The organism is Micromonospora sp. LOL_015 (assembly GCF_048060275.1).
In the GTDB taxonomy this organism is placed as follows: Bacteria; Actinomycetota; Actinomycetes; order Mycobacteriales; family Micromonosporaceae; genus Micromonospora_E.
The window spans coordinates 1-23,980 of record NZ_JBHMIO010000056.1; the positions used below are offsets into that span (position 1 = coordinate 1).

Sequence of the window (23,980 nt, forward strand, 5' to 3'; positions counted from 1 at the left end):
CGGGCATGGCCGGTTCTGAGGGGGCCCCGGCGCAGCAATGCGCCGGGGCTACCCGACGAACGCTGGTTCGGCCACCTCACCGAACAGAAGATCCGGCGCAGCGTCCACAAGAGCGTCCAAGCCCTGAAAGCCGACATCCGTTCCTGGATCGCCGACTGGAACACCAACCCGAGACCGTTCACCTGGACCAAGACCGCCGAAAAGAATATCGAGTCACTCGCCCGATTATGTAGGCGAGTTTCCGGTGCGGGACGCCAGAAGGGTCATTTAAAACTTGGTCGACCCTCATGAATGTTAAGCTGGGTGAGATTTGAAGTCGGTCGCATCACGGGGGAGTGTCCGGAGTAGACGCAGCGGCCGGGATCTTGTAGATCATCTTTCGTGGTGAAGTTGATCGAGGGCCAGTCGCTGCCTGTGAATGTATGACAGGACTTCCCGCTGACCGGCTCGCCGACCTGATCGGCAGGGTACGTGAGATCGTCGGCGATGAGTGGGAGACCCGCCGGTCGGGCGTCCGCACGTGTTGCCGCTGCCCACGGCGGTGATCGCGGTACTGTTCGGGCTGCGGCACAACCTGCCCGACGAGGTCCTCGGCGAGGTCCTCGGCTGTTCCCAGGCGACCATCACCCGCCATCACCAGATTCTACGGCCGATCCTGCGCTGGGTCACCCGACCCGAGGTCGATCAGCGTCTCGACCAGGCTCACCGGGACGGTGTGCTGGTCGACGGGTTCGTCGCCCCGGTCGGCGAACGCGAGGACCACCACGGCCCGTTCTCCGGCAAGAAACACATGTGCGGGCAGAACGTGCAGGTGCCGACGGCCGACGAGCTCGACCCGACCGACCAGTACATCGTCGACGGCACGCTGCTTCCCTGCTGGTCGTGGCGCACGCACCGCTGTCTGTACTCCGGCAAGCACAAGACCACGGGCATGAGCGTCCAGGCCGCCCGCGCCCTCGACGGCGCGCTCGCCTGGGTCTGCGACCCGGTCACCGGCAACCGCCACGACTCGTACGCGATCAACGACACCGGGTCCTCGTCACCCTGAATCCCGCTGACTGGATCGACGCCCTGCGCGACGACCTGCTGGTTGAGATCGCCCGGCTGGACACCATGGTCACCCTGGTCGACGCGCCCCACCTGATCGCCCAGTTGCGGGCCGGGGAGTCACTGCAGCAGCGTGGACTGGCGGCGTACGGCACTGGACGCCGCGCTACTCACCGGCACGGAACTGGCGGCGGCGGTGCGGGACTGGCGGCCGGGCTGGGCGCTTGGAGCACGTTGCCGGATCCGTTTCCTGAGTGGGATCCCAGTGAGCTGGACGAACACCTCGGTGGGCTGGACGAACATGGACATGTGTCGAGCCAGACAGTACAGACCCCTATCGCAGCTAGATGAAAACGATTACCGTTAGCTCCCGGTGGTCCATCGGGGATCACCGGGAGGGAGTCTGTCTCGTGTTGACCGCAACCCGCCGTCGGGCCACCGGTGCACTCGTCACCGCATCGGCGATGATCGCCGCACTGGTCGTTTCGGCCGCGCCGGCGCAGGCCCACGGCGCTGGCTTGCCGGTGGTCCTGTCCGCCGGCCACGTCGACGTGATCGAAGTGGAGTACGAGGACGGCGAGCTGGAGCCCGGCGTCCACGACGACACCGTCGAGCCCGGCGAGCACCGCCACCACGACGATGTGATCTTCGTCGTCAAGCCCGAGGCGAAGACCACTGTTCCCAGCGACCCGGCCTTCGCCTTCCTCGGCACCGCCGGCACGCCGGTGTGGATCCTGCCGCAGGTGGAGAACGAGGACCTGCTGTTCGCCGGCATCGCCACCGAGGAACTGGAAGCGGGCGTCTTCGAGGGCGACTCGGTCGACCTGACCGTGCAGCAGCTGATCAGCGCCCCCAGCTCCGCCAAGATGGCGATCTACACCGAGGACCTGTTCGGCCTGCCGACGGTGCTGGCGAACAGCCGCGACGGGCTGCCGGACGTCGTCGACCTGTCGGTCGGCGAGCACCTGCACGTCAACTGGGCGTTCAGCAAGGCCGGCGTGTACCTGCTCAAGGTCAAGGCCAGCGCCACCCTGGCCGGCACCACGACCGTCGTCGAGTCCGACTCGGTCTACCTGCGATTCGTCGTCCTGCCCTGATTCGGGCCGGATCGGAAGGGAGCAGCGTGATGAACACCTCCACCCGTCGGGTGCTGGCGGCGGTCGCGTCGAGCATGCTCGCGGCGGCGCTCGCGGTCGCCGTACCGGCGGCGGCGCAGGCCACGGCCATCGAGTTGACCAGCGGCCACGTCGACGTTCTGGACATCGATCACGTCGCGGGCGGGCCGATCGAGCTTACCGTCGGTGACGACACCGGGTCGACCTTCGTCGAGCGGGATCCGTCCACCGTGGTCTTCGTGGTGCCGTCCGCCGCGTACACCGCCGTGCCGTCCAGTTCCGCGTGGTCGTTCCTCGGCACCGGAGGGTACGCCTACGTCCTGCCGCAGACCAACACCGCCGGCCTGATCTGGGCCGGCTGGGACACCACCGGGGTGGCCAGCGGCGCCCTGCAGTTCAACCGGGTCACGGTCAAGCTGACTGACGTGCAGGGGCCTGGTGGGTTCAGCGTCTTCACCGCCTCCGGCGGCACCCCCACCGTGCTGTTCGACAGTGGCAACGGGCTGCCGGACAGCCTGAACGTAAACCGCAACACCCACGCCCACGTCAACTGGGGCTTCGACGCTGCCGGCACGTACGTGGCGACGTTCGAGGTCAGTGGCGTACGGGCGTCGAACGGGCAGTCGGTGAGCGCCACCGAGGAGTTCACCTTCGAGGTCGGCTGACCCTCTGCCGACCCCCGGCAGACGATCCGGCGGGTGTCCCTCGACCCATCGTCCGGCCGGTGCTGATCGTCACCTTTGTGGCACCGGCCGGACGCTTCAATCGAGATGACAACGGTTATCGTTTGCGTTACTGTGCGGTGCGCAGGGGACGATGCGGAGGCAGGTGGGACAGTGCGTGTACGGGGACTCGTCGGGTCGGTCCTGCTGGCGGTCGGCCTGACCGGCTGCGCGGCCCCGCCGACGCTGAGCGCCGCTGACGACCGTCTCCAGGTCGTCACCACCACCGGCATTCTCCGGGACCTGGTCGACAACGTCGGCGGCGACCGGGTCGCGGTCGCCTCGCTCGTCCCCGACGGCGCCGACCCCCACTCGTACGAGCCGTCGCTGCGAGACGTCCGTAACGTCGTCTACGCCGACGTCGCCTTCAGCAACTACCTGCTGCTGGAGGAGCACGCGATCATCAAGGCGCTCGACGCCAACCTGCCCGGCGGCGTACCGAACATCTCCCTCGCCGAAGGTGCCGTCAAGTACGCCGCCGAGATCATCCCGCTGGTCGAGGACGTCGCGCTCGACACCATCTGGCTCGGCATGCGGGTACGTGGCACCGGCGAGACCTACGGCGCCGACCGGGCCTCCGACATCCTGCTGCAGAGCACCGCCGTGACCGGGCCCGGCACGATGGCCGCCTACCTCACCGAGCCGTTCGGCAACCCGGCCGTCTACCTCGACTCGGCCGACGGGTTCGACGCCGCCACCGGTTACCGGGCCGACACTGCAACCCTGCCGGCTGACGCGCACACCCACATGAGCTGGGCCTTCACCGAGCCGGGCGTCTACCGGCTCACCATGTCGGCGCGGCTGGCGGTCAGCCCCGACAGCCGCCCGGTCGCCCTCGGGGAACAGGCCTTCACCTTCGCCGTCGGCGTTGACCCGCACAGCGTGCCCGGCATGGCCGGCGCCGAGGTGCTGCGCGGCGGGCACGCCGACATCACCGTCGACCTCGACGCGGCGGCGCGCGGCGAACCGGCGCTGTACCTGTACGCCGACCCGCACGCCGACGGTGGTATTCACCAGCAGGTGCACGACCCGGGCGACACCGTCATCGAGGTGCCGAACAAGGCCCGCGCCCAGGTACCGGCCGGGCGGGACTTCCGGTTCCTCGGCCGCCCCGGCACCGAGATCTTCCAGCTGCCACAGGCCGTGCTCGGCAAGCACGTACATGGTGAGATCGACCCGCATCTGTGGCAGAACGTCCGCAATGTGATCGCCTACGTCGAGCTGATCCGCGACACCCTGACCGGCGTAGACCCGGCCGGTGCCGCCGAGTACCGCCAGCGCGCCACCGCCTACATCGCCGAACTGTCGGCGCTCGACGACCACGTCCGCCAGACCATCGCGCGAATCCCGCCCGGCCGACGACACCTGATCACCACCCACGACGCGTTCGGTTACCTCGGGGCCGCGTACGACGTGCAGATCTCCGGCTTCGTCACGCCACATCCGGCGGCCGAACCGAGCCTGGCCGACCGGCGTCGGCTCACCGAGACGATCCGCAACCTGCGGGTGCCGGCGGTGTTCCTGGAGCCCAACCTGCGGTCGCGGTCGTCGACGTTGACCGAACTGGCCGACGACCTCGACGTGCGGGTCTGCGGAATCTACGGCGACACCTTCGACGACCGGGTGACCAGCTACATCGAGTTGATGCGGTTCAACGCCGAGTCGCTGCTCGACTGCCTGGCACCATGAGGAGGCATCAGTGAAGTCGATCGGTCTGTCGATGGCCGTCTCCGCGCTGTTGGCGATGACGCTGGCCGCCCAGCCCGCATCGCCCGTTGCCCAGCCGTCATCGCCCGATCCGGCGCTGGACCAGTCGATCGCCCCGGATCAGCCGGTGGCCGCCGAACCGGCCGTGCTCGACGCCGGCCACGTCGACCTGGGGCCGCGCTACGTCGACGACGAGTGGACCCTGCTGATCCACGACGACGCCGCGACGCCGGTGTGGCGGGATCCGGACCGGACCGTGCTGCAGGTCACCGACGCCGCGCTGCGGGCCGTCCCGGACGATCCGACGTACGGTTTCCTCGGCGTACCGGCCGGCACTGACGTGCACGTGGTGCCGCAGGTGCAGCACCCTGACGTGGTGTGGGTCGGCTGGAACACCCAGGACCCCCGGGTGATGCAGACCATCGACCGGGGCGTGACCCTGGAGCTGGCCGACGTGGACGGTCCGGGCGAGGTCGTCATGTACCTGCAGGACGGCACGTTCAGCGAACCGCAGGTGCTGTGGCGCTCCACCGAGCCGCCCGGCCAGCCGATGTGGGTCGAGGTCAACACCCACACCCACGCCAACTGGGTGTTCACCGCCCCCGGTGTGTACCTGATCGCCGTCCGGGCCAGCGCCGACCTGGTTGGTGGCGAGCGGGTCTCGGCCACCCGGCACCTACGCTTCGCCGTCGGCGACGCGACCAGCACCGACGAGGCGCTGGCCGCGCAACCCGGCGAGGTCGCGGCACTGCCGCCCGCCGGGTCGGATGACGCCGCGTCGGCCGACGACGTCGGTGGCACCGGACCGTGGCCGGTCATCGGCCTCGTCGTGGTCGCCGTCGTGCTGGCCGGCGCGCTGGTCGTCGTGGTGCTGCGCGGGCGGGCGGTACGGCGTCGGGTCGAACAGGAGCGTGCCGGCTCGTGACCGCGCTCGCCGTACACGATCTCGACGTGGACCTCGGTGGCCGCCCGGTGTTGCGCGGTGTCCGGCTGCACGTCGACCCGGGGGAGCTGGTCGGGTTGATCGGGCCCAACGGCGCCGGCAAGACAACGCTGTTGCGCGCGGTGCTCGGGCTGATCCGGATCCGGTCCGGGCAGGTGCTGGTCGACGGGGTGCCGAGCCGGCCGGGGCGGTGCGCGATCGGGTACGTGCCCCAGCGGCACGAGTTCGCCTGGGAGTTCCCGATCTCGGTGCAGGAGGCGGTGCTCAGCGGCCGTACCGGTCGGATCGGCCTGCTGCGGCGAGCGGGGGCGGCCGACTGGCGGGCCACCGCCGAGGCGATCGACCGGGTACGCCTGGGCGACCTGCGCCGCCGGCCGGTCGCCGAGTTGTCCGGCGGCCAGCGCCAGCGGGTGCTGGTGGCCCGCGCGTTGGCGTTGCAGCCGGCGTTGCTGCTGCTCGACGAGCCGTTCACCGGGCTGGACATGCCCACTCAGGAGCTGCTCGGTGAGCTGTTCACCGGCCTGGCGGCCGAGGGTACGCCGTTGTTGATGACCACGCACGACCTGATCGGGGCGATGGATGCCTGTTCCCGGCTGGTGCTGCTGAACCGGCGGGTGATCGCCGAGGGCAAGCCGACCGACCTGCGGGATCCGCAGCTGTGGATGCGGACGTTCGGGATCAGTGAACGGTCACCGTTGCTGCGTCTGGTCGGCGTCGACACCGCGGCCGTGGCCGCCGCGTCCAGCGAGAGGACCGGCTGATGCCGATCACCGAGTTCGTCGCCGACCTGTTCAATCCGGACTTGGCGTTCCTGCCGAAGGCGCTGCTGATCGCGGTCATGTCCAGCGTGGTCTGTGGAGTGGTCGGCTGCTACGTGGTGCTGCGTGGGATGGCGTTCATCGGCGACGCCGTGGCGCACGCGGTCTTCCCCGGGCTGGCGGTCGCCTTCGTGCTGCAGGGCAGCCTGGTGCTCGGCGGCGCGGTCGCCGGGATCGTGACCGCGTTGCTGATCGCGGTGTTCGCCCAGCGTCGCCGGCTCAAGGAGGATTCCCTGATCGGGGTGTTCTTCGTGGCCGCCTTCGCCCTGGGCATCGTGATCATCTCGCAGGCGCCGGGGTACGCCGGTTCGCTGCAGCAGTTCCTGTTCGGCTCGATCACCGGCATCCCGGACCGGGACCTCTACACGGTCGGCTTCACCGGGCTGGCCATCCTGACCGCGCTGTTCCTGCTGCACAAGGAGCTGGTCGCGGTCAGCCTGGACCGGGAGTCCGCCCGGTCGGTCGGATTGCCGGTCTTCTGGCTGGACATCGGGCTGTACGTGCTGGTCACCCTGGCTGTGGTGATCTCGTTGCAGACGATCGGCAACATCCTGGTCCTGGCGTTGCTGATCACTCCGGCGGCGGCGGCCCGGCTGCTCACCGACCGGCTCGGCGTGATGATGCTGCTCGCCCCGGTGATCGGCGGCGGTTCGGCGCTGGTGGGGCTGTACCTGTCGTGGAGCTACGACCTGCCGGTAGGCGGCACGGTCGTGCTGGTGGCGACCGGGGTGTTCCTGCTGGCCTGGGTCTTCGCCCCGCGTCACGGTCTGGTCGCCCGCTGGCGGCGGCAGCCGGCAGGGCCCGACGAGGCGCAGGTCACACCGGTGCTGGCAGAGGTGGCCGAACGGCCGATAGGATAATGAAAACGATTGTCGTTACGGTCTGGTGGGGCTTCCGTCCCGTCACGACCACGTCCCGTACCGGTCCACAGTGCGGGCGAGGGAGGAACCAAGAATGAGAACGACAGGTGCTTGCACCCTCGCGGCCCTGGCCGGCGCGGCGGTGATCGCCGGCGGTGTGCTGCTGGTGCCGACCGCTGCGGCTGCCGCCGAGCAGGTGGTGCTCGCCAAGGGCCACGCCGACGCGGTCGACGTCCACTACCACGACGGTGAACTGTCCCTGGAGGTCCACGACGACACGGTCAGCCCGTCGGTCAACCGCGACCCGGCCGACGTGACCTTCCAGGTGCTGCCCGAAGCGGCCACGGCCGTGCCGGACGACCCCCGGTTCGCCTTCCTCGGGCCGGCCGGATCGCAGATCTGGCTGCTGCCGCTGACCCAGGACCCGGACCTGCTCTGGCCCGGCTGGAACACCACCACCCTCGGCTCCGGCGTCTTCGCCGGCGACAAGGTCCAGTTGAGCCTCGTCGAGGTCACCGGACCAGGCGCCGTCTGGGTATTCACCCAGGACAGCTTCGGCGGCCCGATCATGAAGTTCCGCAGCGACGACGGCCTGCCGGACGCCATCGACGTACCGATCCGCACCCATGCGCACGCCAACTGGGCGTTCAGCGCGCTGGGCGCCTACACGCTGACCTTCCAGGCCGACGCGACGCTGACCGACGGCACGACCGTCAGCACCGGCCCGGTCGACTACGCGTTCGTGGTCGGCGAGCTCGACGGCACCGGTCCCGAGACCGTGCTGAGCATCGCCGGCATGGCCGACGAGTACCAGCCCGGCGACACCGTCACCCTGCAGGCGATGCAGACCCCGCAGACCGAGCTGGACCACTACCACTGGTTCAGCCGCTGCCCCGGCAGCGACGACTTCGCCATCATCGGAGGCGAGGCCGGCGCGTCCTACAGCTTCACCGCCACCCGCGAGCTCAACGCCTGCGAATACCAGGTGAAGCTCTACGACGACAACCACAGCGTCGTCGCGATCAGCGCGGAGGTCTGGCTCTGGGTGGCCTTCACCCCGACCGACCCGGAGGCCTCGCAGACCATCACCGCGTCGATCGACCCCACCCAGGGCGCACTGGTGATCAGCGTCGACCCGGACGACCGCAGCGTCGTCCTGCCGCCGGCGCAGCTGACCAGCGGTGGTGACAGCTGGGAGAGCACCGGAAGCCTGCGCCCGGTCACCGTCACCGACACCCGGGCCGGCGCCCCCGGCTGGAGCGCCGGCGGTCAGCTGCCGGACAACTTCACCGGCCCCGACGGTGCCACCTTCAGCTCCGGCTACCTCGGCTGGACCCCGCAGGTGGTCGACCAGTCCGCTGGTCAGGGCGTCGTGGCCGGACCGGTCGTCGAGCCATACGTCGTCGGCGTCGGCGGCGGACTCGGCAGCAGTGCCGTTCTCGGCTCGGCACCGACCGGCGTGGGCCGGGGCACCGCGACTCTGTCGGCCGGCCTGCAGCTGCGTCTGCCGACCGAGACCGTGCCCGGCACCTACACCGCGACTCTCACCCTCACCGCGATCTGAGGATCGCACCAGGGAACGGGCCGGGCGACGACACCGTGCCGCCTCGTCACCCGGCCCGTCCCACGCCCTCCGCGAAACGGACCACCCCGCATGCGTACGCCAGCAGCCCTGCTCGCCGGTTTCCTCGCCGTCGCCGTCGTGTCGACGGGCCCGGTCGCCGGCCCGGCGACGGTCGGATCGCCGAGCTACACGCCCCTCGCGGCGCAGTCCCTCACCTGGGGCGTCGCTCCGTCCAGCCCCGACGGGCCGAACGGCCGGCCGGCGTTCGAGTACAAACTGGATCCGGGTGCCACTCTCACCGACTACGTGGCGATCACGAACCACTCCGACCAGCCGATCACCCTCGACGTGTACGCCAGCGACGCGTTCACCACCGAACAGGGCGGCTTCGACCTGCTGCCGGCGACCGGGGAACCGGTCGACGTCGGTGCCTGGGTGACGTTCGAGTCCGGCACCTTCACCGTGCCGTCGATGTCGCGGCTGGACGTGCCGTTCACGATCGCGGTGCCGGACAACGCCACTCCCGGCGACCACCCCGGCGGCATCGTCGCGTCGCTCACCGGCACCGGCACCGACGCCGAGGGCAACCAGGTGGCGGTCGACCACCGGGTCGGCTCCCGGATCTACCTACGGGTCACCGGGGAACTCCAGCCGGGTCTGGACGTCGGGGACCTGTCGACGACGTACGAAGGCACCTGGAATCCGATCGGCGGCGGCACCGTCACGGCAAGCTTCACCGTGCGCAACACCGGCAACGTACGGCTCACCGGGCAGCCGCAGCTGACCGTCGCCGGACCGTTCGGGCTGGCCGGGCGCAGCGTCGACGGCGATTCGCTGCCGGAGATCCTGCCCGGCGAAAGTTTCCGGACCACGATCCGAGCCGCCGGCGTACCGCCGATGTTCCGGCTCGGCGCGCGGCTCACCGTCGCACCGACCGCCGTCACCGACGAGGTGCTCGACCCGGCTCCGGCGACCATGATCGGCGAAAGCGACGTGTGGGCCGTCCCCTGGCCGCAGTTGGTGATCCTGCTGGTGATCGGGCTGGCCAGCTGGCTGGTCGTCGCCCGCCGCCGCCACGCCCGGCGACGGCGGGCAGCACAGCTGGAACAGGCCGTCGCCGCCGCGCGCGAACAGGGTCGCGCCGAGGCCGTACGCAACCGCGCGGTCACCGATGCCACTGACGACAAGACGACCCAGGGGACCTCATGATGATGATCCACCGCCACACCGGTGCGGCGACGCGTCGCCGGTGCGCCATGGTGCTGGCTATCGGTGCACTGGCCGCGGCCCTGACCGCGCCGGCCCCGGTGACCGCCGCACCCGCGACCGCCGTGCCGCCGACGTCTCCGCCGCCTACCGTGCCGCCGACGTCTCTGTCGGTGAGCGCTGCCGGGGCCGACCTGGTGGCGGTCGCGATCGACGGCGAGACGCTGTCGGTGGTCACCCGAGTGGCGTCCGGGCCGGCCCGCGCGGAGTCGGTGACTGGTCGAGGAACTTCCGGCGTCGGCCGGCAGCCGGCGACGGTGGTCTTCGGACCGGCGGGCGGCGTGGCGGTGCGGACACCTGACCATCCAGCATTCCGGTTCCTCGGAACGCCCGGTCGGCTGATGTGGGCACTGACCGGTGGCGACACCGATTTTTCGTACCTGGACACGAGGGCGTTGCCCCGCGGGGCGGTCCGCGGCGACACCATCGAGCTGTCGCTGCGTCAGGTCGACGGCCCGGGTGGATTCGCCGCCTATACCCTCGGTGGGCTCGGCCAGCCGACGCCGTTGTTCGGCACCCTCGACGCGATGCCGCGTACCGCCCGGCTTCCGACAGCGACCAGGACCGGCGGTCTGGTCTGGCTCTTCGACGCCGCAGGCGAGTACCGGCTGACGCTGTCGGCGGCCGCGACGTTGGCCAACGGCACCGAGGTGACGGCCGACGCCGACTATCGGGTGCTGGTGCCGCGGCTCGACGAAGCGCGGCCCGACCCCGCAGACACCCGGCCGGTGCCGGCCCCGGCTCCCGCTCCTGCGGCAGACCTGGCGAGGGTGTCCGGTGCCGCCTCGGGCGACGGCGTACCGCTCGGTGCCGATTCGCCGTCGGCCGGCACCCCCGCGCGGGCGCTGGCGGCGGGTGCCGCACCGGCGGCGACCAGCGCCGCGCCGCCGCTCGCCGCAGCGGCTCAGCAGGACGGGTCGCGGGTGGTGATTGACGACGGTCATGTCGACATGGGTCCGGATCTCACCGGCGGCGCGAACTGGACGATCCGCCTCAAGGACGACACCGTCTCGCCCCCGGTGTGGCGCGAGCTCGCCGACGTGGTGCTGCACGTCATGGACAACGCGAAGATCACCGTTCCGGACGACGCCGACTTCCTCGGTGCGCCCGGGGACGAGGTGTGGCTGTTGCCGCAGGGGCAGCGTTCCGGGATCGTCTGGCCGGGCTGGAACACGCAGCATCCGTCGGTCGTGGCCGGGGTTCGTGGCCCGGTCACCTGGACTTTTACCGGTGTCGACGGCCCCGGCCGGTTCGCGCTGTTCCTGACCGGGTCGTTCGGCGAATCCGAGGTGCTGTTCGATTCGTCGGCCCGGCTGCCGCAGCAGCTCGACATCCCGATCAACACGCACGCCCACGGCAACTGGGCGTTCAGCGAGCCCGGCATCTACCGGCTGGCCTTCGAGATGTCGGCCACTACGTCGTCAGGATCGACGGTCACCGACTCGCGCTCGCTCACCGTGGCGATCGGTGACGCGACGGACCCGGACACGGGCTTCGGGCCCGGCGGCGACGACAACCCGGGTGGTGGCTCCGGTGACGGGAGACTGCCGCGGACCGGATCGTCGTGGCACCTGCCGGCCACCGGAGCCATCCTGGTGATCGCTGGCGCGCTGGTGCTGTTCGCGACGCGTCGGCGACGCGCCGATCAGTGCTCGTCGTAGTGATCGCCGTGGGACACCATGTCGGGGCCACAGTCGGGACCATGCGTGTGGTCGGCATGCGACTCGGCTGTCACGTGCTGGTCCGTGCCGGGGAGGAAGCCTGATATCCACCCTAGGTGCGGTTTTCCGGGATCGAAGTGCGGACTTTGCGTTCTTGACCCGATCGACCGCGACCAGCCAGAAGACGATCGAGTGGACCGACGGCCAGACGTACTAGGTGGTCGACGTGGAGATCTCCTCGGCCAGCCACCCGTTCTGAACGGGTCGGCAGCGCCTGCTGGACAGCGCCGGTCGAGTGGAGAAGCTTCGTGCCAAGTACGCCCGGAAGAAGCGCCCGGAGGGCGACGCTACGGCCGGCTAGCGTGAGCAGCCGCCCCCGCGCTTCCCGGTGGTCGTGGCCGGGTTAGCCGCGCCGGTCGCCGGGTAGCCGGTAGGCGCTGGTAGTCGCGACCGTAGCGGCAGCGGCCGGCGAGGAGGCGTGATGGCTGGCATCGGTGCCCGCGTCTGGGCGGTGGCCGGGGGACGGATCCCGCCGGTTAGCAACGGCGACGAGCCGGAGTTCACCAGCTTCGACCAGCTCTGCCTGCTCAACGCCGGCGACGTCGATGCCGAGGTCGAGCTGACCGTGTACTACGACGATCAGGAGCCGGCGGGGCCGTACCGCTGGGTGGTGTGGGCGCGCCGGATCCGGCACGCCCGGCTCAACGACCTCGTCGACCCGGAGCCGATCCGGCTGGGCCGACCGTTCGGCTGCGTACTGACCTCGTCGGAGCCGGTGGTGGTGCAGTTCCAGCGGCAGGACACCCGGTTGCCGGGGGTGGTGGCGTTGACCGACGCGACCCCGTACGCCGGGTGAGGGCCGGCGTATCCGTGGCTGCCTGTTCATCAACACCTTCGGCGAACTGGGCGGGACCACGCCGCGCGTCGCCGGGTTCGTCCGGGCGCAGAAGGCCGAGTTCCAGCAGCGGGTGGCGGCACTGGTCGCCGAAGCCGGCCGAGTCGAACCGCCAGTAGCCGACGGTGGTGTGGCGCAGCACCGCGACCGGCGGCCGGGGAGCGGCCGGCGGCACCGGTGCGAACCGGTTGGAACCGGGCCGCGAAGTCGACCTCGACGCTGAACCGGTCGACCGGGCCGGTCAGCTCGACCGTCTCGGCCTGCAGCGGCGTGCGCATGGCCGGATCCCGGGTCTCGGAGTGTTCCGGCTGGTGGGTACGCAGGGGATCGTCAGTCACCCGAGCAACGTCGCGCCCGGTGGTGAGCGTCGGGCGTCAGTGGCTGAACGACGTCTGCGACCAACGGAAGATCAACTCGGTGGGGCAGGCGGCCGGTCCACCTGGGCGGCGGTGCCGGGTGCCGGTGCCGCGCCGATGCCGGCGAGCGTGTTGTCCCCCACGGCGGCAACGTGCTCCGCCGCCCGGGTACGCCACTGTCGCTCCGGCAGTCGCCGGTGTTCCAGGAAGAACAGCGACAGGTGACCCCCGGCGGCAGGTGCAGCCGGCCATCGACCACTTCGACGCCGACGAACTGGTCGAGCTCGCCGTGGTCTGCGCGGTCGCGTCGATGCTTCAGCGGTTCGCCGCGCTGACCGGACCGGCCGTCGAACCGCAGGTACGCGAGTTCCTCGCCCGGGCCGATCTGTCGGCCGATCCACTGGTGCTGCGCTACCCGGTGTCGGACGGCCCGGTGTCGGACGGCGCGGTGTCCGCCGGCGGGCGGTAGCCACTCACCGCGACACCGCCAGTTCGCCGAACCACCGGCCGGCGTCGCGGAAAACCTCCCGGACGGTCAGCCCACCGGCGGCCGCAGCGGCCCGTACCGCGTCGGTGTCCAGCCGTGCCCACCGGAACGCCGGCCCCAGCCGGGGCCGGCCTCCGGCGGCGGTGCTGACCACGTGCGCGTACCCGCGCCACAGCCCGACCCCGGGCGGATCCAGCTCCACCAGCAGGGTGCCCAGCGGATGCAGCAACGACCGGCACCGGCGCAGCAGCGCCACCGGGTCGCCGCCGATGCCGATGTTGCCGTCCAGCAGTACGGCGTGCCGCCACCGGCCTTCGGCGGGCAGCCGGTCGAACAGGTCACGGTGGATCGCCACCCCGCCCCGGGCCCGGGTCAGCGCCACCGCTCGGGCCGACACGTCCACCCCGACGGCGGTCACCCCGGCCCGGGTCAGCGCCACCGTGACCCGGCCCGGCCCGCAGCCCAGGTCCAGGGTCGGGCCACAGCACCGGGCCACCACCGCATCGGTCGTCGGTTCCACCGGCCCGTGCCAGCGCTCCACCGGCAGCCGCCAGCGGACCCCGTCACCCTGCACCAGCCAGTGTCCGCCGGCCGCCGGAGCCAGCAGCGCGGCGGCGAAACCGTGGTCCGCCGCGTACCGGCCGGGCACGCTGGCGGTCACCGTCGCGCCCCGACGGCAGGCACCGGTATCCGGGCCAGGGCCGGCACGCCCACCGCCGCCACCTGGCCGGCGAACCGGCTGCCGGGGACCGCGTCGGCCACCGCCAGCGCGTCGCGCCACTCGTCGACGTCGCGCAGCACCGGCAGTGGCGCGACCCGCAGCCCTCGCGCGCGCAGCGCCGACCAGGTGTCGCGCCCGGTGTGCGAGGTCGACATCGGCACCCGCCGCAGCACCTCGGCATGCCGGGGATCGGTCAGACCCAGCGCCCACCAGCCGCCGTCGGCCGCCCAACCGAGCACCGCGCCGGTGCCGGCCCGCACCCCACCCGCCTTGGTCGGTGCCCCACCGGCGTCGGTCAGCGTCTCGACGGCGGCGGTCAGTGCCGCGCCGGTCAGCTGCGGAGTGTCCATCCCGATCTGCAGCACCGGCCGACCCAGGTACGCCGCCGCCACGTCGGCGTGCGCGTTGGCCAGCCGGTCGGCGAACCCGTCCCCGCGCTGCGGCAGTACCCGCCAGCCGGCAGTCGCCACGACCAGCTCCTCAGCGGCACCCGGGTACGCGTCGGCGTCGGTCAGCCGGCCGGCCAGCGCCAGCACCGGCGTCACCGCGCCGGCCGCGCGGACCGCGCGGACCGCGTCCATCGTGTCCAGCAGCGCGGCGGTGGCGATCCGGGCAGCCTGCCCGGGGGTGGCCGGCGGGCAGAGCCGGGTCTTCACCAGCCCGGCCACCGGTGTCTTCGCCATTACCAGCAGGACGGTCACCGGGTACCGTCCACGGTGCGCAACACCCGACCGAAGTCGCGGGTCGCCCGCAGCGTGCCGCGTACCGAGCCGGACACCTTCGAACGGGTGCCGGCCGCCCGGGGCGCGTACGTCACGTCCAGCTCGACGATGCGCCACCCGGCACCGGCGGCCCGGATCATCAGCTCCAACGGGTAGCCGAAGGCCCGGTCGGTGACCCCGAGCGAGAGCAGCGCCTCGCGGCGAGCCACCCGGATCGGGCTGAGGTCCCGCAGCGGTACGCCGCGCTGCCGTAGCAGCGCCGCGACCAGCGCCGTACCGGCCCGGGCGTGCCAGGGCCAGACCCGCGCCGACACCGGTCGGCGGCGTCCCACGGTCAGCTCGGCGTGCCCGTCGGCGACCGGACGCACCAGCGCCGGCAGCTCCGTCGGATCGAACGACCCGTCCGCGTCGAGTACGCAGACCAGCTCGGTCTCGGCGGCCAGCAGGCCGGTGTGCACGGCGGCCCCGTACCCGCGCCGCGGCTCGTGCACCACCCGCGCGCCGTGTGCGGCGGCCACCTGCTGGGACCCGTCCCGGGACCCGTTGTCCACCACCACCGCCCGGTAGCCGGGCGGCAGCGCGGCGAGTACGCCCGGCAGGGCGGCTGCCTCGTCGAGGCAGGGCAGCACCACGTCGATCGGTGTCGGCATACCGCCGACGCTAGGACGAACCGCCCCCGACCGGGTGGCGTTCCGCGCTTACGGAAGTCTTACGGGCGGCAATTCTTACCGGAGGGTTACGGTCTGGCCGTTGCCCGGCCCGGGTGCCGGCGCAGGCCGTACCGTCCGTTGGTCATGACACCAGAATCCGCCACCCGGCGGTCCGGCCGTGCGGACCTGACCGTGCTCGGGGTCGAGTTGGCGCTGATCGCCGCCGCCGTCGTCGTCGGTGTGGTGCTCAACCGGCGTGGCGTCGGACTCTACGCCGAGACCGCACCGCTGTACGCGTTCTGGCGTCCGCACGTCGGTTGGGGCACGCCGCTCGCCGTCGCGGTCGCCGTCGTGGTCGTCGGTTGGGGGGTACGGTGGGCGCGCACCGCCGGCTGGGCGCGGCTGCTCAGCGTCGGGTACCTCGCCGCGGTGGCCTGGATTCTGTCGCTGGCCCTGATCGACGGCTGGACCGCCGGGGTCACCGAACGCCTCACCAACCAGGCCGAGTACCTGCACGAGGTGCACCGAGTCACCAGCATCCCGGTGATGCTGGCCGGTTTCAGTGACCGGATCATCGACTTCCAGCCCGGCTCCTGGTCCACGCACACCGCCGGCCACCCGCCGGGGGCGCTGCTGGTCTTCGTCTGGCTGGACCGGATCGGCCTCGGCGGTGGCACCGCGGCCGGCCTGGCCTGCATCCTGATCGGCGCGACGATGGTGGTCAGCGTGCCGGCGACGCTGCGTCGGCTCGGCGCCGAGGACGCCGCCCGCACCGTCCTGCCGTTCCTGGTGCTGCTGCCCGGCGCGGTGTGGATCGGCTCGTCCGGCGACGGGGTGTTCACCGGGGTGGTCGCCGCCGGGCTGGCCCTGCTGGCCGCCCGCCACCCGGCGGCGCTGCTCACCGGCGGCCTGCTGCTCGGCTTCGCGCTTTACCTGTCGTACGGGTTCGTGCTGGTCGGGCCGTTGGCGTTGGCGGTGCTGGTGACGCGGCCCGGCCGGTTCCTGCCGGCGCTGCTGATCGCCGGCACCGGGGTGGTGGCCGTCGTGGCCGCGTTCACCGCCGCCGGTTTCTGGTGGTGGGAGGGCTATCAACTGGTCGTCGAGCGGTACTACCAGGGCTGGGCGGCCGAGCGTCCGTACAGCTACTGGGTGTGGGCCAACCTGGCGGCGATGCTGCTCTCCGCCGGCCTGGTCGTCGGGCCGGCGCTGCGGCGCACGATCGGGGCGGCCCAGCAGGCGGTACGCCGGGCCGCCCCGACGATACCGGCGGCCGGCGTGTCCCGCGGGCGGCGGCTGCTCGCCGGGTTGCGGGCCGCCGCGCGACCGATGGTGGTGCTGCCGCTGACAGCGGCCGCCGCGATCGTCGCGGCCGACCTGTCCGGGCTGAGCAAGGCCGAGGTGGAGCGGATCTGGCTGCCGTTCGTGGTGTGGCTGCTGGTCGCCACGGCCCACCTGCCGGCCGGCGCACGCCGCTGGTGGCTGGCCGGGCAGGCGACGACCGCGCTGGCCGTCAACCACCTGCTGCTGACCTTCTCCTGACCGGATCCCCGGCCGGCGCCAGTAGCGCCGGCCGGGGATCCGGCTTCAGGCCGGCACCGGCAGGGCAGCCGGTTCACGCGGCAGCGCGGCCGACTCCCGCAGCGGGTCGGTGGCGAACGCGGTTACTCCGTCGGCGAAACCGACCTGGGCGGTGAAGCCGAGCAGTCGCGCCGCCCGACCCGGGTCGGCCACCACATGCCGTACGTCCGCCGGCCGGGCACCGCCGACGATCGCCGGCGCCGGCCCGCCCATCGCCGCCGCCAGCTGTCGGGCCAGCTCACCGACCGGGTGCGGTTCACCCGAGCAGACGTTCACCGGGACCATGCCGGCCGGCTGGTCGGCGACCATGGCCAGCAGGTTTGCCCAGGCCACGTCGGTGACGTGGACGAAGTCCCGCTGCTGCCGGCCGTCCTCGAGCACCTGCGGTGCCCGCCCGCCGGCCAACGCCGACCGGAACAGCGACGCCACTCCCGCGTACGGGGTGTCGCGTGGCATCCGGGGGCCGTAGACGTTGTGGTAGCGCAGCGCCCAGCCACCGCCGCCGGTCTGCCGCGCCCACGCCGCCGCCAGATGCTCCTGGGCGAGCTTGCTCGCCGCGTAGGTGCTGCGCGGCTCAAGCGGTGCGTCCTCCGGCACCCGTGTCCAGCGGAGTTCACCGGCGCACTGCGGGCAGCGGGGGTCGTACCGGCCGGCGGCCAGGTCGTCAGGGCGGCGTGGCGCCGGCCGGACGACGCCGTGCCCGGCACAGGTGTAGCGGCCTTCGCCGTACACCACCATCGAGCTGGCCAGTACCAGTCGGGTCACGCCGGCCCGGTGCATCGCGGCCAGCAGTACCGCGGTGCCGTAGTCGTTGTGCCCGGCGTAGGACGGCGCGTCCGACGGGTCGAGGCCGTGGCCGACCATCGCCGCCTGGTGACAGACCACGTCGACGCCGGGCAGCAGCCGGTCCAACAGTTCGCCGTCGCGAACGTCGCCGCGTACCAGGTCGTGCCGGCGGACCCAGTCGGGTGGCTCGTCGCCGTGTGCCTGCGGCAGCAGCGCGTCCAGCGCGACCACCTCGTGTCCCTCGTCGACCAGCAGGTCGGCGACGTGCGATCCGATGAACCCGGCCGCGCCGGTGAGCAGTATCCGCATCCGCTCACGGTATGGCCGGCCGGTAGGTCGCCGGTCCGGTTCCGGCCAGCCGTCAGAATTCCGTAATCGTCGAACCGGGCCCTGACCCGGTCGTGGCGAACTAGCGTCCCGGTACATGGCCGCCACCACCGATCCGGCACCGGACCCCGGCTCCGGCCCCGCCTCCGCCGGTCCCACCTCCGCCGGCCCGTTCGACGTTGCCCACCGCTGGCGCAGTCCGCTGCGCGGCCCCTGGCTGACCTCGGTCCTCGGCCTCGTTCTGCTGATCGGCCTGCCAGTCGTGATGATCACCGGGCTGCTCGACTACATCGCCTACGGGCCGCAGTTCGGTCAGGCGTTTCCGCGCGACGTCGGCTGGCTGCGGCTGCCGTACTTCGACTGGCCGACCCGCCCGTCCTGGCTGTTCCGGGTCAGCCAGGGCCTGCACGTGGCGTTGGGGATCGCGCTGATCCCGGTGATCCTGGCCAAACTGTGGTCGGTGATTCCGAAACTGTTCGCCTGGCCGCCGGTGCGGTCGGCGGCGCAGGCACTGGAGCGGATCTCCCTGCTGCTGCTGGTCGGCGGAATCCTGTTCCAGACCGTCACCGGTGTGCTCAACGTGCAGTACGCGTACCTGTTCGGGTTCGACTTCTACACCGCGCACTACTTCGGGGCGTGGGTGTTCACCGCCGCGTTCGTCGTCCACGTCGTACTCAAGCTGCCCCGGATGATCACCGCGTTGCGGTCCCGGCCGCTGCGTGCCGAACTGCGCACCTCGCGGGCCGACACCCGGCCCGAGCCGCCCGAGCCGCCCGATCCGGACGGCCTGGTCGCCCCGCGGCCCGCCCCGGCGACGATCAGCCGCCGGGGAGCGCTCGCCCTGGTCGGCGGCGGGTCGCTGCTGCTGGCCGTGCTCACCGTCGGGCAGAGCCTGGACGGCCCGTGGCGGCGGCTGGCCCTGCTGCTGCCCCGTGGCCGACCGGCCGGTGACGGACCGAACGGCTTCCCGGTCAACCGCACCGCCGCGGCGGCCGGGATCCGGCCGGCCGACACCGGCGACGGCTGGCGCCTGGAGCTGCTCGGCGACGACGGCCGGGTGGTGAGCCTGAGCCGGGAACAGCTGCTCGGCATGCCGTCGCACACCGCCCGGCTGCCGATCGCGTGTGTGGAGGGCTGGTCGACCCTGCAGACCTGGACCGGGGTACGGCTGCGCGACCTGGCCGCCGAGGCCGGAGTGCCCGAGCCGGCGTCGGCCCGGGTCACCTCGATCCAGCGCGGCGGCCTGTTCAACAAGGCGACCCTGCAGGCCAACCAGGTGCTGGACCCCGACTCGCTGCTGGCGCTGCGGGTCAACGGCGTCGACCTCTCCCTCGACCACGGCTTTCCGGCCCGGATCATCGTGCCGGCGCTGCCCGGCGTGCACTGCACCAAATGGGTGGCGACCATCGAGTTCAGCGGCGACGGTGACGGCAATGGGTGACCGGAGCGGGCAGCTGGTGGCCGGGCGGCTCCGGGCCGGCTATGGGGCGCCGTGGTGGCACCTGCTGTTGCTGGTCGGATGCTTCGCGGTCGCCGGCTGGGTGGTGCTGCGGCTGGCCGGCGAGGCGACCGCCGTACGGATGCTGATCTGGTTCGTGGCCGCAGTGATCGTGCACGACCTGGTCATGTTCCCGGTCTACGCGGCCGCCGACCGGGCGCTGCTCACCGCGACCCGGTCCGCCGCCGCCACCCGGTCCGCGACCGCGGCCCAGGCGGATGTCGGGAACGGTAGCCGTCCGGCCCGGCTGTCCGTGGCGAACCACGTCCGGGTGCCGGCGCTCGGCGCGGCGCTGCTGTTCGTCGTCTACCTGCCCGGCATCCTGCGGCTCGGCGGCGGCACGTTCACCGCCGCGACCGGCCTGACCCAGCAGCCGTACCTGACTCGCTGGCTGCTGGCCAGCGTCGCGATGTTCGCCGTCAGCGGGCTGTGGCTCGCCGTCCGCCTGTACCGCGTCCAGTTGCGGGACCGCCGATGATCAAAGCGTCGGGTCGAGGTCCGCCGGTCCGCCGGTCCGCCGTACCGCCACGGGTCAGGCCTTGGCCTGCATGCCCGACCGAGCGGGATTGGCCTGCTTGGCCGCTTTTGGATCCTTTTCATCCTGCTTGGCCCGCACTCCGGCGGCCACCCGGTCGCCGATGTTCTTGTCGACGTTGCGCCAGTACCCGAAGGCACGTTGCAGCACCGGTTCGCTCACCCCGTTGAGCAGGTGCCCGACGATGTTGTCGACCAGCCGGTCGCGGGCCGCGTCGTCCAGCACCTGGCGAACCATGGTGCCGGCCTGCCCCCAGTCGTCGTCCTCGGCGTGCGACGAGTACGCCGCCCGGACCATCTCGCCGTCGGCGTACCAGGTGCCGCCGTCGTCGGTGAGATTCGGCTGCGCCTGCGGTCCGCCGTACGAGTTCGGCGCGTACACCGGGTCGGTGACGTTGCGCACGCGCATCGCGCCGTCCTTCGAGTAGCTGTGCACCGGCACCTTGGGCGAGTTGACCGGGATCTGCCGGTAGTTGACGCCGAGCCGGGCGCGGTGCGCGTCAGCGTAGCTGAACCCGCGGGCCAGCAGCATCTTGTCCGGGGACAGCCCAGTGCCGGGTACCACGTTGTTCGGCTCGAACGCCGCCTGCTCCATCTCGGTGTGGTAGTCGGTGACGTTGCGGTTCAGGGTCAGCCGGCCCACCTCGTGCAGCGGGTAGTCGCCGTGCGGCCACACCTTGGTCAGGTCGAACGGGTTGAACCGGTACGTCCTGGCCTGCTCGAACGGCATCACCTGCACGTACAGCGTCCAGGACGGGAACTGTCCGGCGGCGATGTGCTCGAACAGGTCCCGCTGGTGGTAGTCGGTGTCGGCCGACGCCATCTGGTCCGCCTCGTCCTGGGTGAAGAACTCGATGCCCTGGTCGGTCTTGAAGTGGTATTTGATCCAGAACTTCTCGCCCCGCGTGTTGATCCACATGTACGTGTGGCTGCCGTACCCGTTCATGTGTCGCCAGGTTCGCGGGATGCCCCGGTCGCCCATCAGCCAGGTGACCTGGTGCGCGGATTCCGGCGACAGGGTCCAGAAGTCCCACTGCATGTCGTGGTCGCGCAGGTTGTTGTCGGCCCGGCGTTTCTGCGACCGGATGAAATGCTGGAACTTCATCGGGTCCTTGATGAAGAAGATCGGCGTGTTGTTGCCGACGATGTCGAGGTTGCCGTCGCTGGTGTACAGCTTCACGGCGAAGCCGCGCGGGTCGCGCCAGGTGTCCGGGCTGCCCCGTTCCCCGGCGACGGTGGAGAACCGGACCATCGTTTCGGTCTCGGTGCCGGGCTGGAAGACCGCCGCCCGGGTGTACGCGCTGACGCCGCCGGTCACCTGGAACGCGCCGAACGCGCCGCCGCCCTTGGCGTGCGGCTGCCGCTCCGGGATCCGTTCCCGGTTGAAGTTCGCCATCTGCTCGATCAGGTAGTGGTCCTGCAGCAGCAGTGGGCCGTTCGGGCCGACGGTGAGCGAATGCTCGTCGCTGGCGACCGGCACCCCGGCGTCGGTGGTGGTCGGTGGGCGTTGTCGCTGGTCGGTCACGAGCTCTCCTCGGGTCGGCGGCAAGTCCGTGCGCTACTGGCACCCATACCCAACCAACGACGCTCTCAGCCCTGCGTGCTCGGCCGCCGGGCCCGACACCGGATCCCCGATCAGGCGATGCGGGTGGCCGTGCCGACCGGCACGGCCGGCACCCGGTCGGTGTGCAGCCCGGCAGCGATGGTTTCGACCCTCGTCGTGGGCCGGGTCGACAAGGAGCTGGTGATCGGGCGGCGGCTGGCCGGCGGGGCACCGCTGACCGGCGAGAAGGAGACCGACGAACCGGACTTCACCGGCGCGGTGAACGAGGTCGGGCTGCCGATCTAGCAGCGGCTGGCCGACCACGACCTGTTCAACGAGTGGGTGACCCCGATCGGGTCGGCGGTGTTCGCGATCCCGCCCGGCTGCGGGCCCGGTAGCTGGATCGGCGAGAGCTGCTGGCCTGACAGGTCGGCGGTACCGCAGACGCCGGTGTGCCGGACCGCGGGGAGTGGTCCGGCACACCGATCGGGGGGAAAGGTCAAATCATCCAGCGGTTGCGCTGCACGAAGGGCAGCTTCGCCCAGAGCCGGCCGAGACCCCAGGTGTGGCCGGCGTACGCGGCGGCGAGGACGACCAGGACGACCGCGTAGACGATGTGGTAGTCGACCAGCGGGTTGGTGGCGTGGGCGGGTTCGCCGCTGGCGGTGACGCGATCGAGCGGGAACTCGGCGAGCCACATGAACACCATCATGAGGGCACCGGACGCGGCGGCGACGCGCAGCCCGATGCCGGCGATCAGGGCGATGCCGATGGCACCGAGGCCGGCCATGAACAGGGTGTCGGCCCACCAGGTGCCGGCGATCGAGTGGAAGAACGACTGCAGCGGGCCGACCTCGACCGAGGAGAGGAAGCCCTTGGTCGGCGAGCCGCCGTTGGCCCAGGCCCGCTCGGCCGGGGTGGCGAAGCCGAATCCGAAGGTCTTGTCGAGGAACGCCCAGAGGAAGACGAACCCGGTGGAGATCCGCAGCACGGCCAGGGCCCGGGCGGCGGTGGTGGTCAGCATCGCGCCGGGGAGTTCGGCGTGCTCGAGGGGCCGTTGGATCGACCGGTGGCTGCTGTGCTGGATGGTCGTCATCGTCGCCTCCGCGACTCGCATCTCGCTGTGACGAGATCAGCTTCCCGCGTTGGCGGTTCCCGCCGCCTGAGGCGGAACACCCGTGGTGGTCGGGACTAAGGTCCCGACCACCACGGGACGTCCGTCGGCGCCGTCGGCGCTCCGCTCGTCGTGGTCAGAGTCCGGCTGCGGCGTCGTAGCGGAGACGCAGATCGGCCATCTCCGATTCGGCCAGGGCCTCCTGCATTGCCAGCTCCGCGTACTTGGCCGGGAACATCTGCCGCAGCCGGTCGACGAACATGATCTCAGCGGTGGCCTCGACGACCTGGATCCCCGGTGGCTCGGTGGACAGGTCCACGATTACCGGACCGGCGAGCTTCGGGGCGACGTCCCAGGGGCGGTCGGGTCCGGCGACCCCGCACAGGTGGAAGCCGTAGACGGTCCGTACGTCGGCGAGGGTGTCGACGTCGGTCGGCTCGTGGCCGTAGATGTGGACCCCGCAGATCACCGCCGGTGCCGGCTCGTCCCCGTTGGCCGCCTGCACGATGTGTCCGGCGTGGTTGTGCTGCTCCGGGTCCGCCTGTTCAAGCGTGGCACGCATCCGGGTCATGATCTGTCCACGCAGATCCGCCGGTGCCAGGTCGGGGTCGGCCGAGTCGACCAGTACGACCACGCTGACCGACGTCGCCAGCAGGATCACCGCCACCCAGGCAACGCGGTTTCGGTACCACCTGGCGAATCTCTCCCGTGCAACCATGGCTACTTCTCATTTCGTCGCCGAATCCGGATCCTTGGCAGATCAGAGTGGATATTGCCGACGGGGCAGCCCGTCGGGCGGCGCGGCGCGGGTGTCTGTCAGGTGCCGCGCTGTCGACGCTGCGATGCTCCCGGCTGGCCGCTGTCAACGCGGTTGCCCCCACGCTACGGCGATGTGAGTCATTTCAGCACGAGCGAACCCAATTCAGCAACATCGATGCCAGTGTGGTTGTAGGAACACCTAGTAGGGCAGCCGTACTTCGTGACCTGACCGGTGCGGTGGGGGTGTGGACGGACAGGATGTGCGGCGACGGAGACGGCCACCGCATGATCGTCCGGTGTTGTGTGG

Annotated in this window: 24 protein-coding genes and 3 pseudogenes; 19 read left to right on the forward strand and 8 right to left on the reverse strand. The window is 71.4% G+C overall.

The features are described 5' to 3' along the window. A pseudogene (locus ACFHWU_RS25975) lies at positions 1-291 on the forward strand (hypothetical protein); the annotation flags it as partial. A gap of 199 nt (positions 292-490) precedes the next feature. After that, the gene (locus ACFHWU_RS25980; RefSeq protein WP_416591880.1) at positions 491-1,048 is read left to right on the forward strand and encodes a hypothetical protein; all 558 of its coding nucleotides are present in this window, start codon (positions 491-493) and stop codon (positions 1,046-1,048) included. 119 nt (positions 1,049-1,167) lie between these two features. Here ACFHWU_RS25980 and ACFHWU_RS25985 read toward each other — a convergent pair whose 3' ends face one another. Continuing rightward, positions 1,168-1,356, reverse strand: coding sequence for a hypothetical protein (locus ACFHWU_RS25985; RefSeq protein WP_416591895.1), 189 nt, complete (start codon positions 1,354-1,356; stop codon positions 1,168-1,170). A 101-nt stretch (positions 1,357-1,457) separates the two neighbouring features. On the opposite strand from ACFHWU_RS25985, the gene ACFHWU_RS25990 reads away from it, so the two are divergent. The 13 genes and pseudogenes from ACFHWU_RS25990 to ACFHWU_RS26050 all read left to right on the forward strand — a co-directional run bounded on the left by ACFHWU_RS25990 (position 1,458) and on the right by ACFHWU_RS26050 (position 13,423). Next, positions 1,458-2,144: a choice-of-anchor M domain-containing protein gene (locus ACFHWU_RS25990; protein ID WP_416567817.1), complete on the forward strand. Its 687-nt coding sequence runs from the start codon at positions 1,458-1,460 to the stop codon at positions 2,142-2,144. Positions 2,145-2,173: 29 nt separating this feature from the next. Then, positions 2,174-2,827, forward strand: a complete 654-nt coding sequence (locus tag ACFHWU_RS25995; RefSeq protein WP_416556927.1) for a choice-of-anchor M domain-containing protein — start codon at positions 2,174-2,176, stop codon at positions 2,825-2,827. A gap of 171 nt (positions 2,828-2,998) precedes the next feature. After that, positions 2,999-4,573: an anchored repeat ABC transporter, substrate-binding protein gene (locus tag ACFHWU_RS26000; RefSeq protein WP_416591881.1), complete on the forward strand. Its 1,575-nt coding sequence runs from the start codon at positions 2,999-3,001 to the stop codon at positions 4,571-4,573. A 31-nt stretch (positions 4,574-4,604) separates the two neighbouring features. After that, entirely contained in the window at positions 4,605-5,516 is a 912-nt protein-coding gene (locus tag ACFHWU_RS26005) for a choice-of-anchor M domain-containing protein (protein WP_416591894.1), read from the forward strand. A gap of 26 nt (positions 5,517-5,542) precedes the next feature. Continuing rightward, on the forward strand, positions 5,543-6,295 hold the full coding sequence (locus ACFHWU_RS26010) for an anchored repeat-type ABC transporter ATP-binding subunit (RefSeq protein WP_416556978.1): 753 nt from the start codon (positions 5,543-5,545) through the stop codon (positions 6,293-6,295). Then, positions 6,295-7,212: an anchored repeat-type ABC transporter permease subunit gene (locus tag ACFHWU_RS26015; protein ID WP_416591882.1), complete on the forward strand. Its 918-nt coding sequence runs from the start codon at positions 6,295-6,297 to the stop codon at positions 7,210-7,212. The genes ACFHWU_RS26010 and ACFHWU_RS26015 overlap by 1 nt, the downstream gene beginning before the upstream one ends. A gap of 94 nt (positions 7,213-7,306) precedes the next feature. Continuing rightward, positions 7,307-8,776, forward strand: coding sequence for a choice-of-anchor M domain-containing protein (locus ACFHWU_RS26020; RefSeq protein ID WP_416591883.1), 1,470 nt, complete (start codon positions 7,307-7,309; stop codon positions 8,774-8,776). A gap of 90 nt (positions 8,777-8,866) precedes the next feature. Further along, a complete protein-coding gene (locus ACFHWU_RS26025; protein ID WP_416556931.1) occupies positions 8,867-9,985 on the forward strand; it encodes a WxL protein peptidoglycan domain-containing protein in 1,119 nt (372 codons plus the stop codon). Then, entirely contained in the window at positions 9,982-11,703 is a 1,722-nt protein-coding gene (locus ACFHWU_RS26030; protein WP_416591884.1) for a TIGR03773 family transporter-associated surface protein, read from the forward strand. Before ACFHWU_RS26025 ends, ACFHWU_RS26030 begins: the two co-directional genes overlap by 4 nt. 84 nt (positions 11,704-11,787) lie before the next feature. Further along, positions 11,788-12,064, forward strand: a pseudogene (locus ACFHWU_RS26035) (type B 50S ribosomal protein L31). Between the two features lie 120 nt (positions 12,065-12,184). Next, complete coding sequence (locus ACFHWU_RS26040) at positions 12,185-12,559, forward strand: sensory rhodopsin transducer (protein WP_416556933.1); 375 nt, start codon at positions 12,185-12,187, stop codon at positions 12,557-12,559. 13 nt (positions 12,560-12,572) lie between these two features. Continuing rightward, positions 12,573-12,698, forward strand: a pseudogene (locus ACFHWU_RS26045) (TetR/AcrR family transcriptional regulator); the annotation flags it as partial. Positions 12,699-13,192: 494 nt separating this feature from the next. Continuing rightward, positions 13,193-13,423 carry a hypothetical protein gene (locus ACFHWU_RS26050; RefSeq protein WP_416591885.1) on the forward strand — a complete coding sequence of 77 codons (231 nt, stop codon included), beginning with the start codon at positions 13,193-13,195 and terminating at the stop codon, positions 13,421-13,423. A gap of 4 nt (positions 13,424-13,427) precedes the next feature. Here the strand turns inward: ACFHWU_RS26050 and ACFHWU_RS26055 are convergent, their stop codons facing one another. Genes ACFHWU_RS26055 through ACFHWU_RS26065 form a run of 3 tightly spaced genes read right to left on the reverse strand, consistent with a single transcriptional unit; the run spans position 13,428 to position 15,534 of the window. Beyond that, complete coding sequence (locus ACFHWU_RS26055) at positions 13,428-14,102, reverse strand: class I SAM-dependent methyltransferase (RefSeq protein ID WP_416567811.1); 675 nt, start codon at positions 14,100-14,102, stop codon at positions 13,428-13,430. Continuing rightward, on the reverse strand, positions 14,099-14,863 hold the full coding sequence (locus ACFHWU_RS26060; RefSeq protein ID WP_416591886.1) for a TIGR04282 family arsenosugar biosynthesis glycosyltransferase: 765 nt from the start codon (positions 14,861-14,863) through the stop codon (positions 14,099-14,101). Before ACFHWU_RS26060 ends, ACFHWU_RS26055 begins: the two co-directional genes overlap by 4 nt. Beyond that, a complete protein-coding gene (locus ACFHWU_RS26065) occupies positions 14,860-15,534 on the reverse strand; it encodes a glycosyltransferase family 2 protein (RefSeq protein WP_416556938.1) in 675 nt (224 codons plus the stop codon). The genes ACFHWU_RS26060 and ACFHWU_RS26065 overlap by 4 nt, the downstream gene beginning before the upstream one ends. Before the next feature lie 144 nt (positions 15,535-15,678). Between ACFHWU_RS26065 and ACFHWU_RS26070 the strand changes: the two genes are divergently transcribed. After that, the gene (locus ACFHWU_RS26070; protein ID WP_416591887.1) at positions 15,679-17,073 is read left to right on the forward strand and encodes a hypothetical protein; all 1,395 of its coding nucleotides are present in this window, start codon (positions 15,679-15,681) and stop codon (positions 17,071-17,073) included. 45 nt (positions 17,074-17,118) lie between these two features. On the opposite strand, the gene ACFHWU_RS26075 is transcribed toward ACFHWU_RS26070, so the two are convergent. Continuing rightward, the gene (locus ACFHWU_RS26075) at positions 17,119-18,207 is read right to left on the reverse strand and encodes an NAD-dependent epimerase/dehydratase family protein (RefSeq protein WP_416591888.1); all 1,089 of its coding nucleotides are present in this window, start codon (positions 18,205-18,207) and stop codon (positions 17,119-17,121) included. 115 nt (positions 18,208-18,322) lie between these two features. Between ACFHWU_RS26075 and ACFHWU_RS26080 the strand changes: the two genes are divergently transcribed. Further along, positions 18,323-19,666 carry a molybdopterin-dependent oxidoreductase gene (locus ACFHWU_RS26080; RefSeq protein WP_416591889.1) on the forward strand — a complete coding sequence of 448 codons (1,344 nt, stop codon included), beginning with the start codon at positions 18,323-18,325 and terminating at the stop codon, positions 19,664-19,666. Then, the gene (locus ACFHWU_RS26085; RefSeq protein WP_416591890.1) at positions 19,659-20,201 is read left to right on the forward strand and encodes a hypothetical protein; all 543 of its coding nucleotides are present in this window, start codon (positions 19,659-19,661) and stop codon (positions 20,199-20,201) included. Before ACFHWU_RS26080 ends, ACFHWU_RS26085 begins: the two co-directional genes overlap by 8 nt. Positions 20,202-20,255: 54 nt before the next feature. Here ACFHWU_RS26085 and ACFHWU_RS26090 read toward each other — a convergent pair whose 3' ends face one another. Continuing rightward, entirely contained in the window at positions 20,256-21,782 is a 1,527-nt protein-coding gene (locus ACFHWU_RS26090; protein WP_416591891.1) for a catalase, read from the reverse strand. A gap of 117 nt (positions 21,783-21,899) precedes the next feature. Here ACFHWU_RS26090 and ACFHWU_RS26095 point away from each other — a divergent pair, with 117 nt between their 5' ends. Continuing rightward, positions 21,900-22,106 carry a hypothetical protein gene (locus ACFHWU_RS26095; protein WP_416567805.1) on the forward strand — a complete coding sequence of 69 codons (207 nt, stop codon included), beginning with the start codon at positions 21,900-21,902 and terminating at the stop codon, positions 22,104-22,106. A 193-nt stretch (positions 22,107-22,299) separates the two neighbouring features. Here ACFHWU_RS26095 and ACFHWU_RS26100 read toward each other — a convergent pair whose 3' ends face one another. After that, complete coding sequence (locus ACFHWU_RS26100) at positions 22,300-22,896, reverse strand: hypothetical protein (RefSeq protein ID WP_416591892.1); 597 nt, start codon at positions 22,894-22,896, stop codon at positions 22,300-22,302. A gap of 154 nt (positions 22,897-23,050) precedes the next feature. Next, the gene (locus ACFHWU_RS26105; protein ID WP_416591893.1) at positions 23,051-23,632 is read right to left on the reverse strand and encodes a hypothetical protein; all 582 of its coding nucleotides are present in this window, start codon (positions 23,630-23,632) and stop codon (positions 23,051-23,053) included. Positions 23,633-23,980: the final 348 nt, after the last annotated feature.

Excerpts from the sequence above, each read along its gene's own strand:
- ACFHWU_RS25985 (WP_416591895.1), bottom strand. The coding sequence starts at position 1,356 with ATGTCCATGTTCGTCCAGCCCACCGAGGTGTTCGTCCAGCTCACTGGG.
- ACFHWU_RS25995 (WP_416556927.1), top strand. The coding sequence starts at position 2,174 with ATGAACACCTCCACCCGTCGGGTGCTGGCGGCGGTCGCGTCGAGCATG.
- ACFHWU_RS26005 (WP_416591894.1), top strand. The coding sequence starts at position 4,605 with ATGGCCGTCTCCGCGCTGTTGGCGATGACGCTGGCCGCCCAGCCCGCA.
- ACFHWU_RS26015 (WP_416591882.1), top strand. The coding sequence starts at position 6,295 with ATGCCGATCACCGAGTTCGTCGCCGACCTGTTCAATCCGGACTTGGCG.
- ACFHWU_RS26020 (WP_416591883.1), top strand. The coding sequence starts at position 7,307 with ATGAGAACGACAGGTGCTTGCACCCTCGCGGCCCTGGCCGGCGCGGCG.
- ACFHWU_RS26025 (WP_416556931.1), top strand. The coding sequence starts at position 8,867 with ATGCGTACGCCAGCAGCCCTGCTCGCCGGTTTCCTCGCCGTCGCCGTC.
- ACFHWU_RS26030 (WP_416591884.1), top strand. The coding sequence starts at position 9,982 with ATGATGATGATCCACCGCCACACCGGTGCGGCGACGCGTCGCCGGTGC.
- ACFHWU_RS26040 (WP_416556933.1), top strand. The coding sequence starts at position 12,185 with ATGGCTGGCATCGGTGCCCGCGTCTGGGCGGTGGCCGGGGGACGGATC.
- ACFHWU_RS26065 (WP_416556938.1), bottom strand. The coding sequence starts at position 15,534 with ATGCCGACACCGATCGACGTGGTGCTGCCCTGCCTCGACGAGGCAGCC.
- ACFHWU_RS26070 (WP_416591887.1), top strand. The coding sequence starts at position 15,679 with ATGACACCAGAATCCGCCACCCGGCGGTCCGGCCGTGCGGACCTGACC.
- ACFHWU_RS26075 (WP_416591888.1), bottom strand. The coding sequence starts at position 18,207 with ATGCGGATACTGCTCACCGGCGCGGCCGGGTTCATCGGATCGCACGTC.
- ACFHWU_RS26080 (WP_416591889.1), top strand. The coding sequence starts at position 18,323 with ATGGCCGCCACCACCGATCCGGCACCGGACCCCGGCTCCGGCCCCGCC.
- ACFHWU_RS26085 (WP_416591890.1), top strand. The coding sequence starts at position 19,659 with ATGGGTGACCGGAGCGGGCAGCTGGTGGCCGGGCGGCTCCGGGCCGGC.
- ACFHWU_RS26095 (WP_416567805.1), top strand. The coding sequence starts at position 21,900 with ATGCGGGTGGCCGTGCCGACCGGCACGGCCGGCACCCGGTCGGTGTGC.
- ACFHWU_RS26100 (WP_416591892.1), bottom strand. The coding sequence starts at position 22,896 with ATGACGACCATCCAGCACAGCAGCCACCGGTCGATCCAACGGCCCCTC.
- ACFHWU_RS26105 (WP_416591893.1), bottom strand. The coding sequence starts at position 23,632 with ATGGTTGCACGGGAGAGATTCGCCAGGTGGTACCGAAACCGCGTTGCC.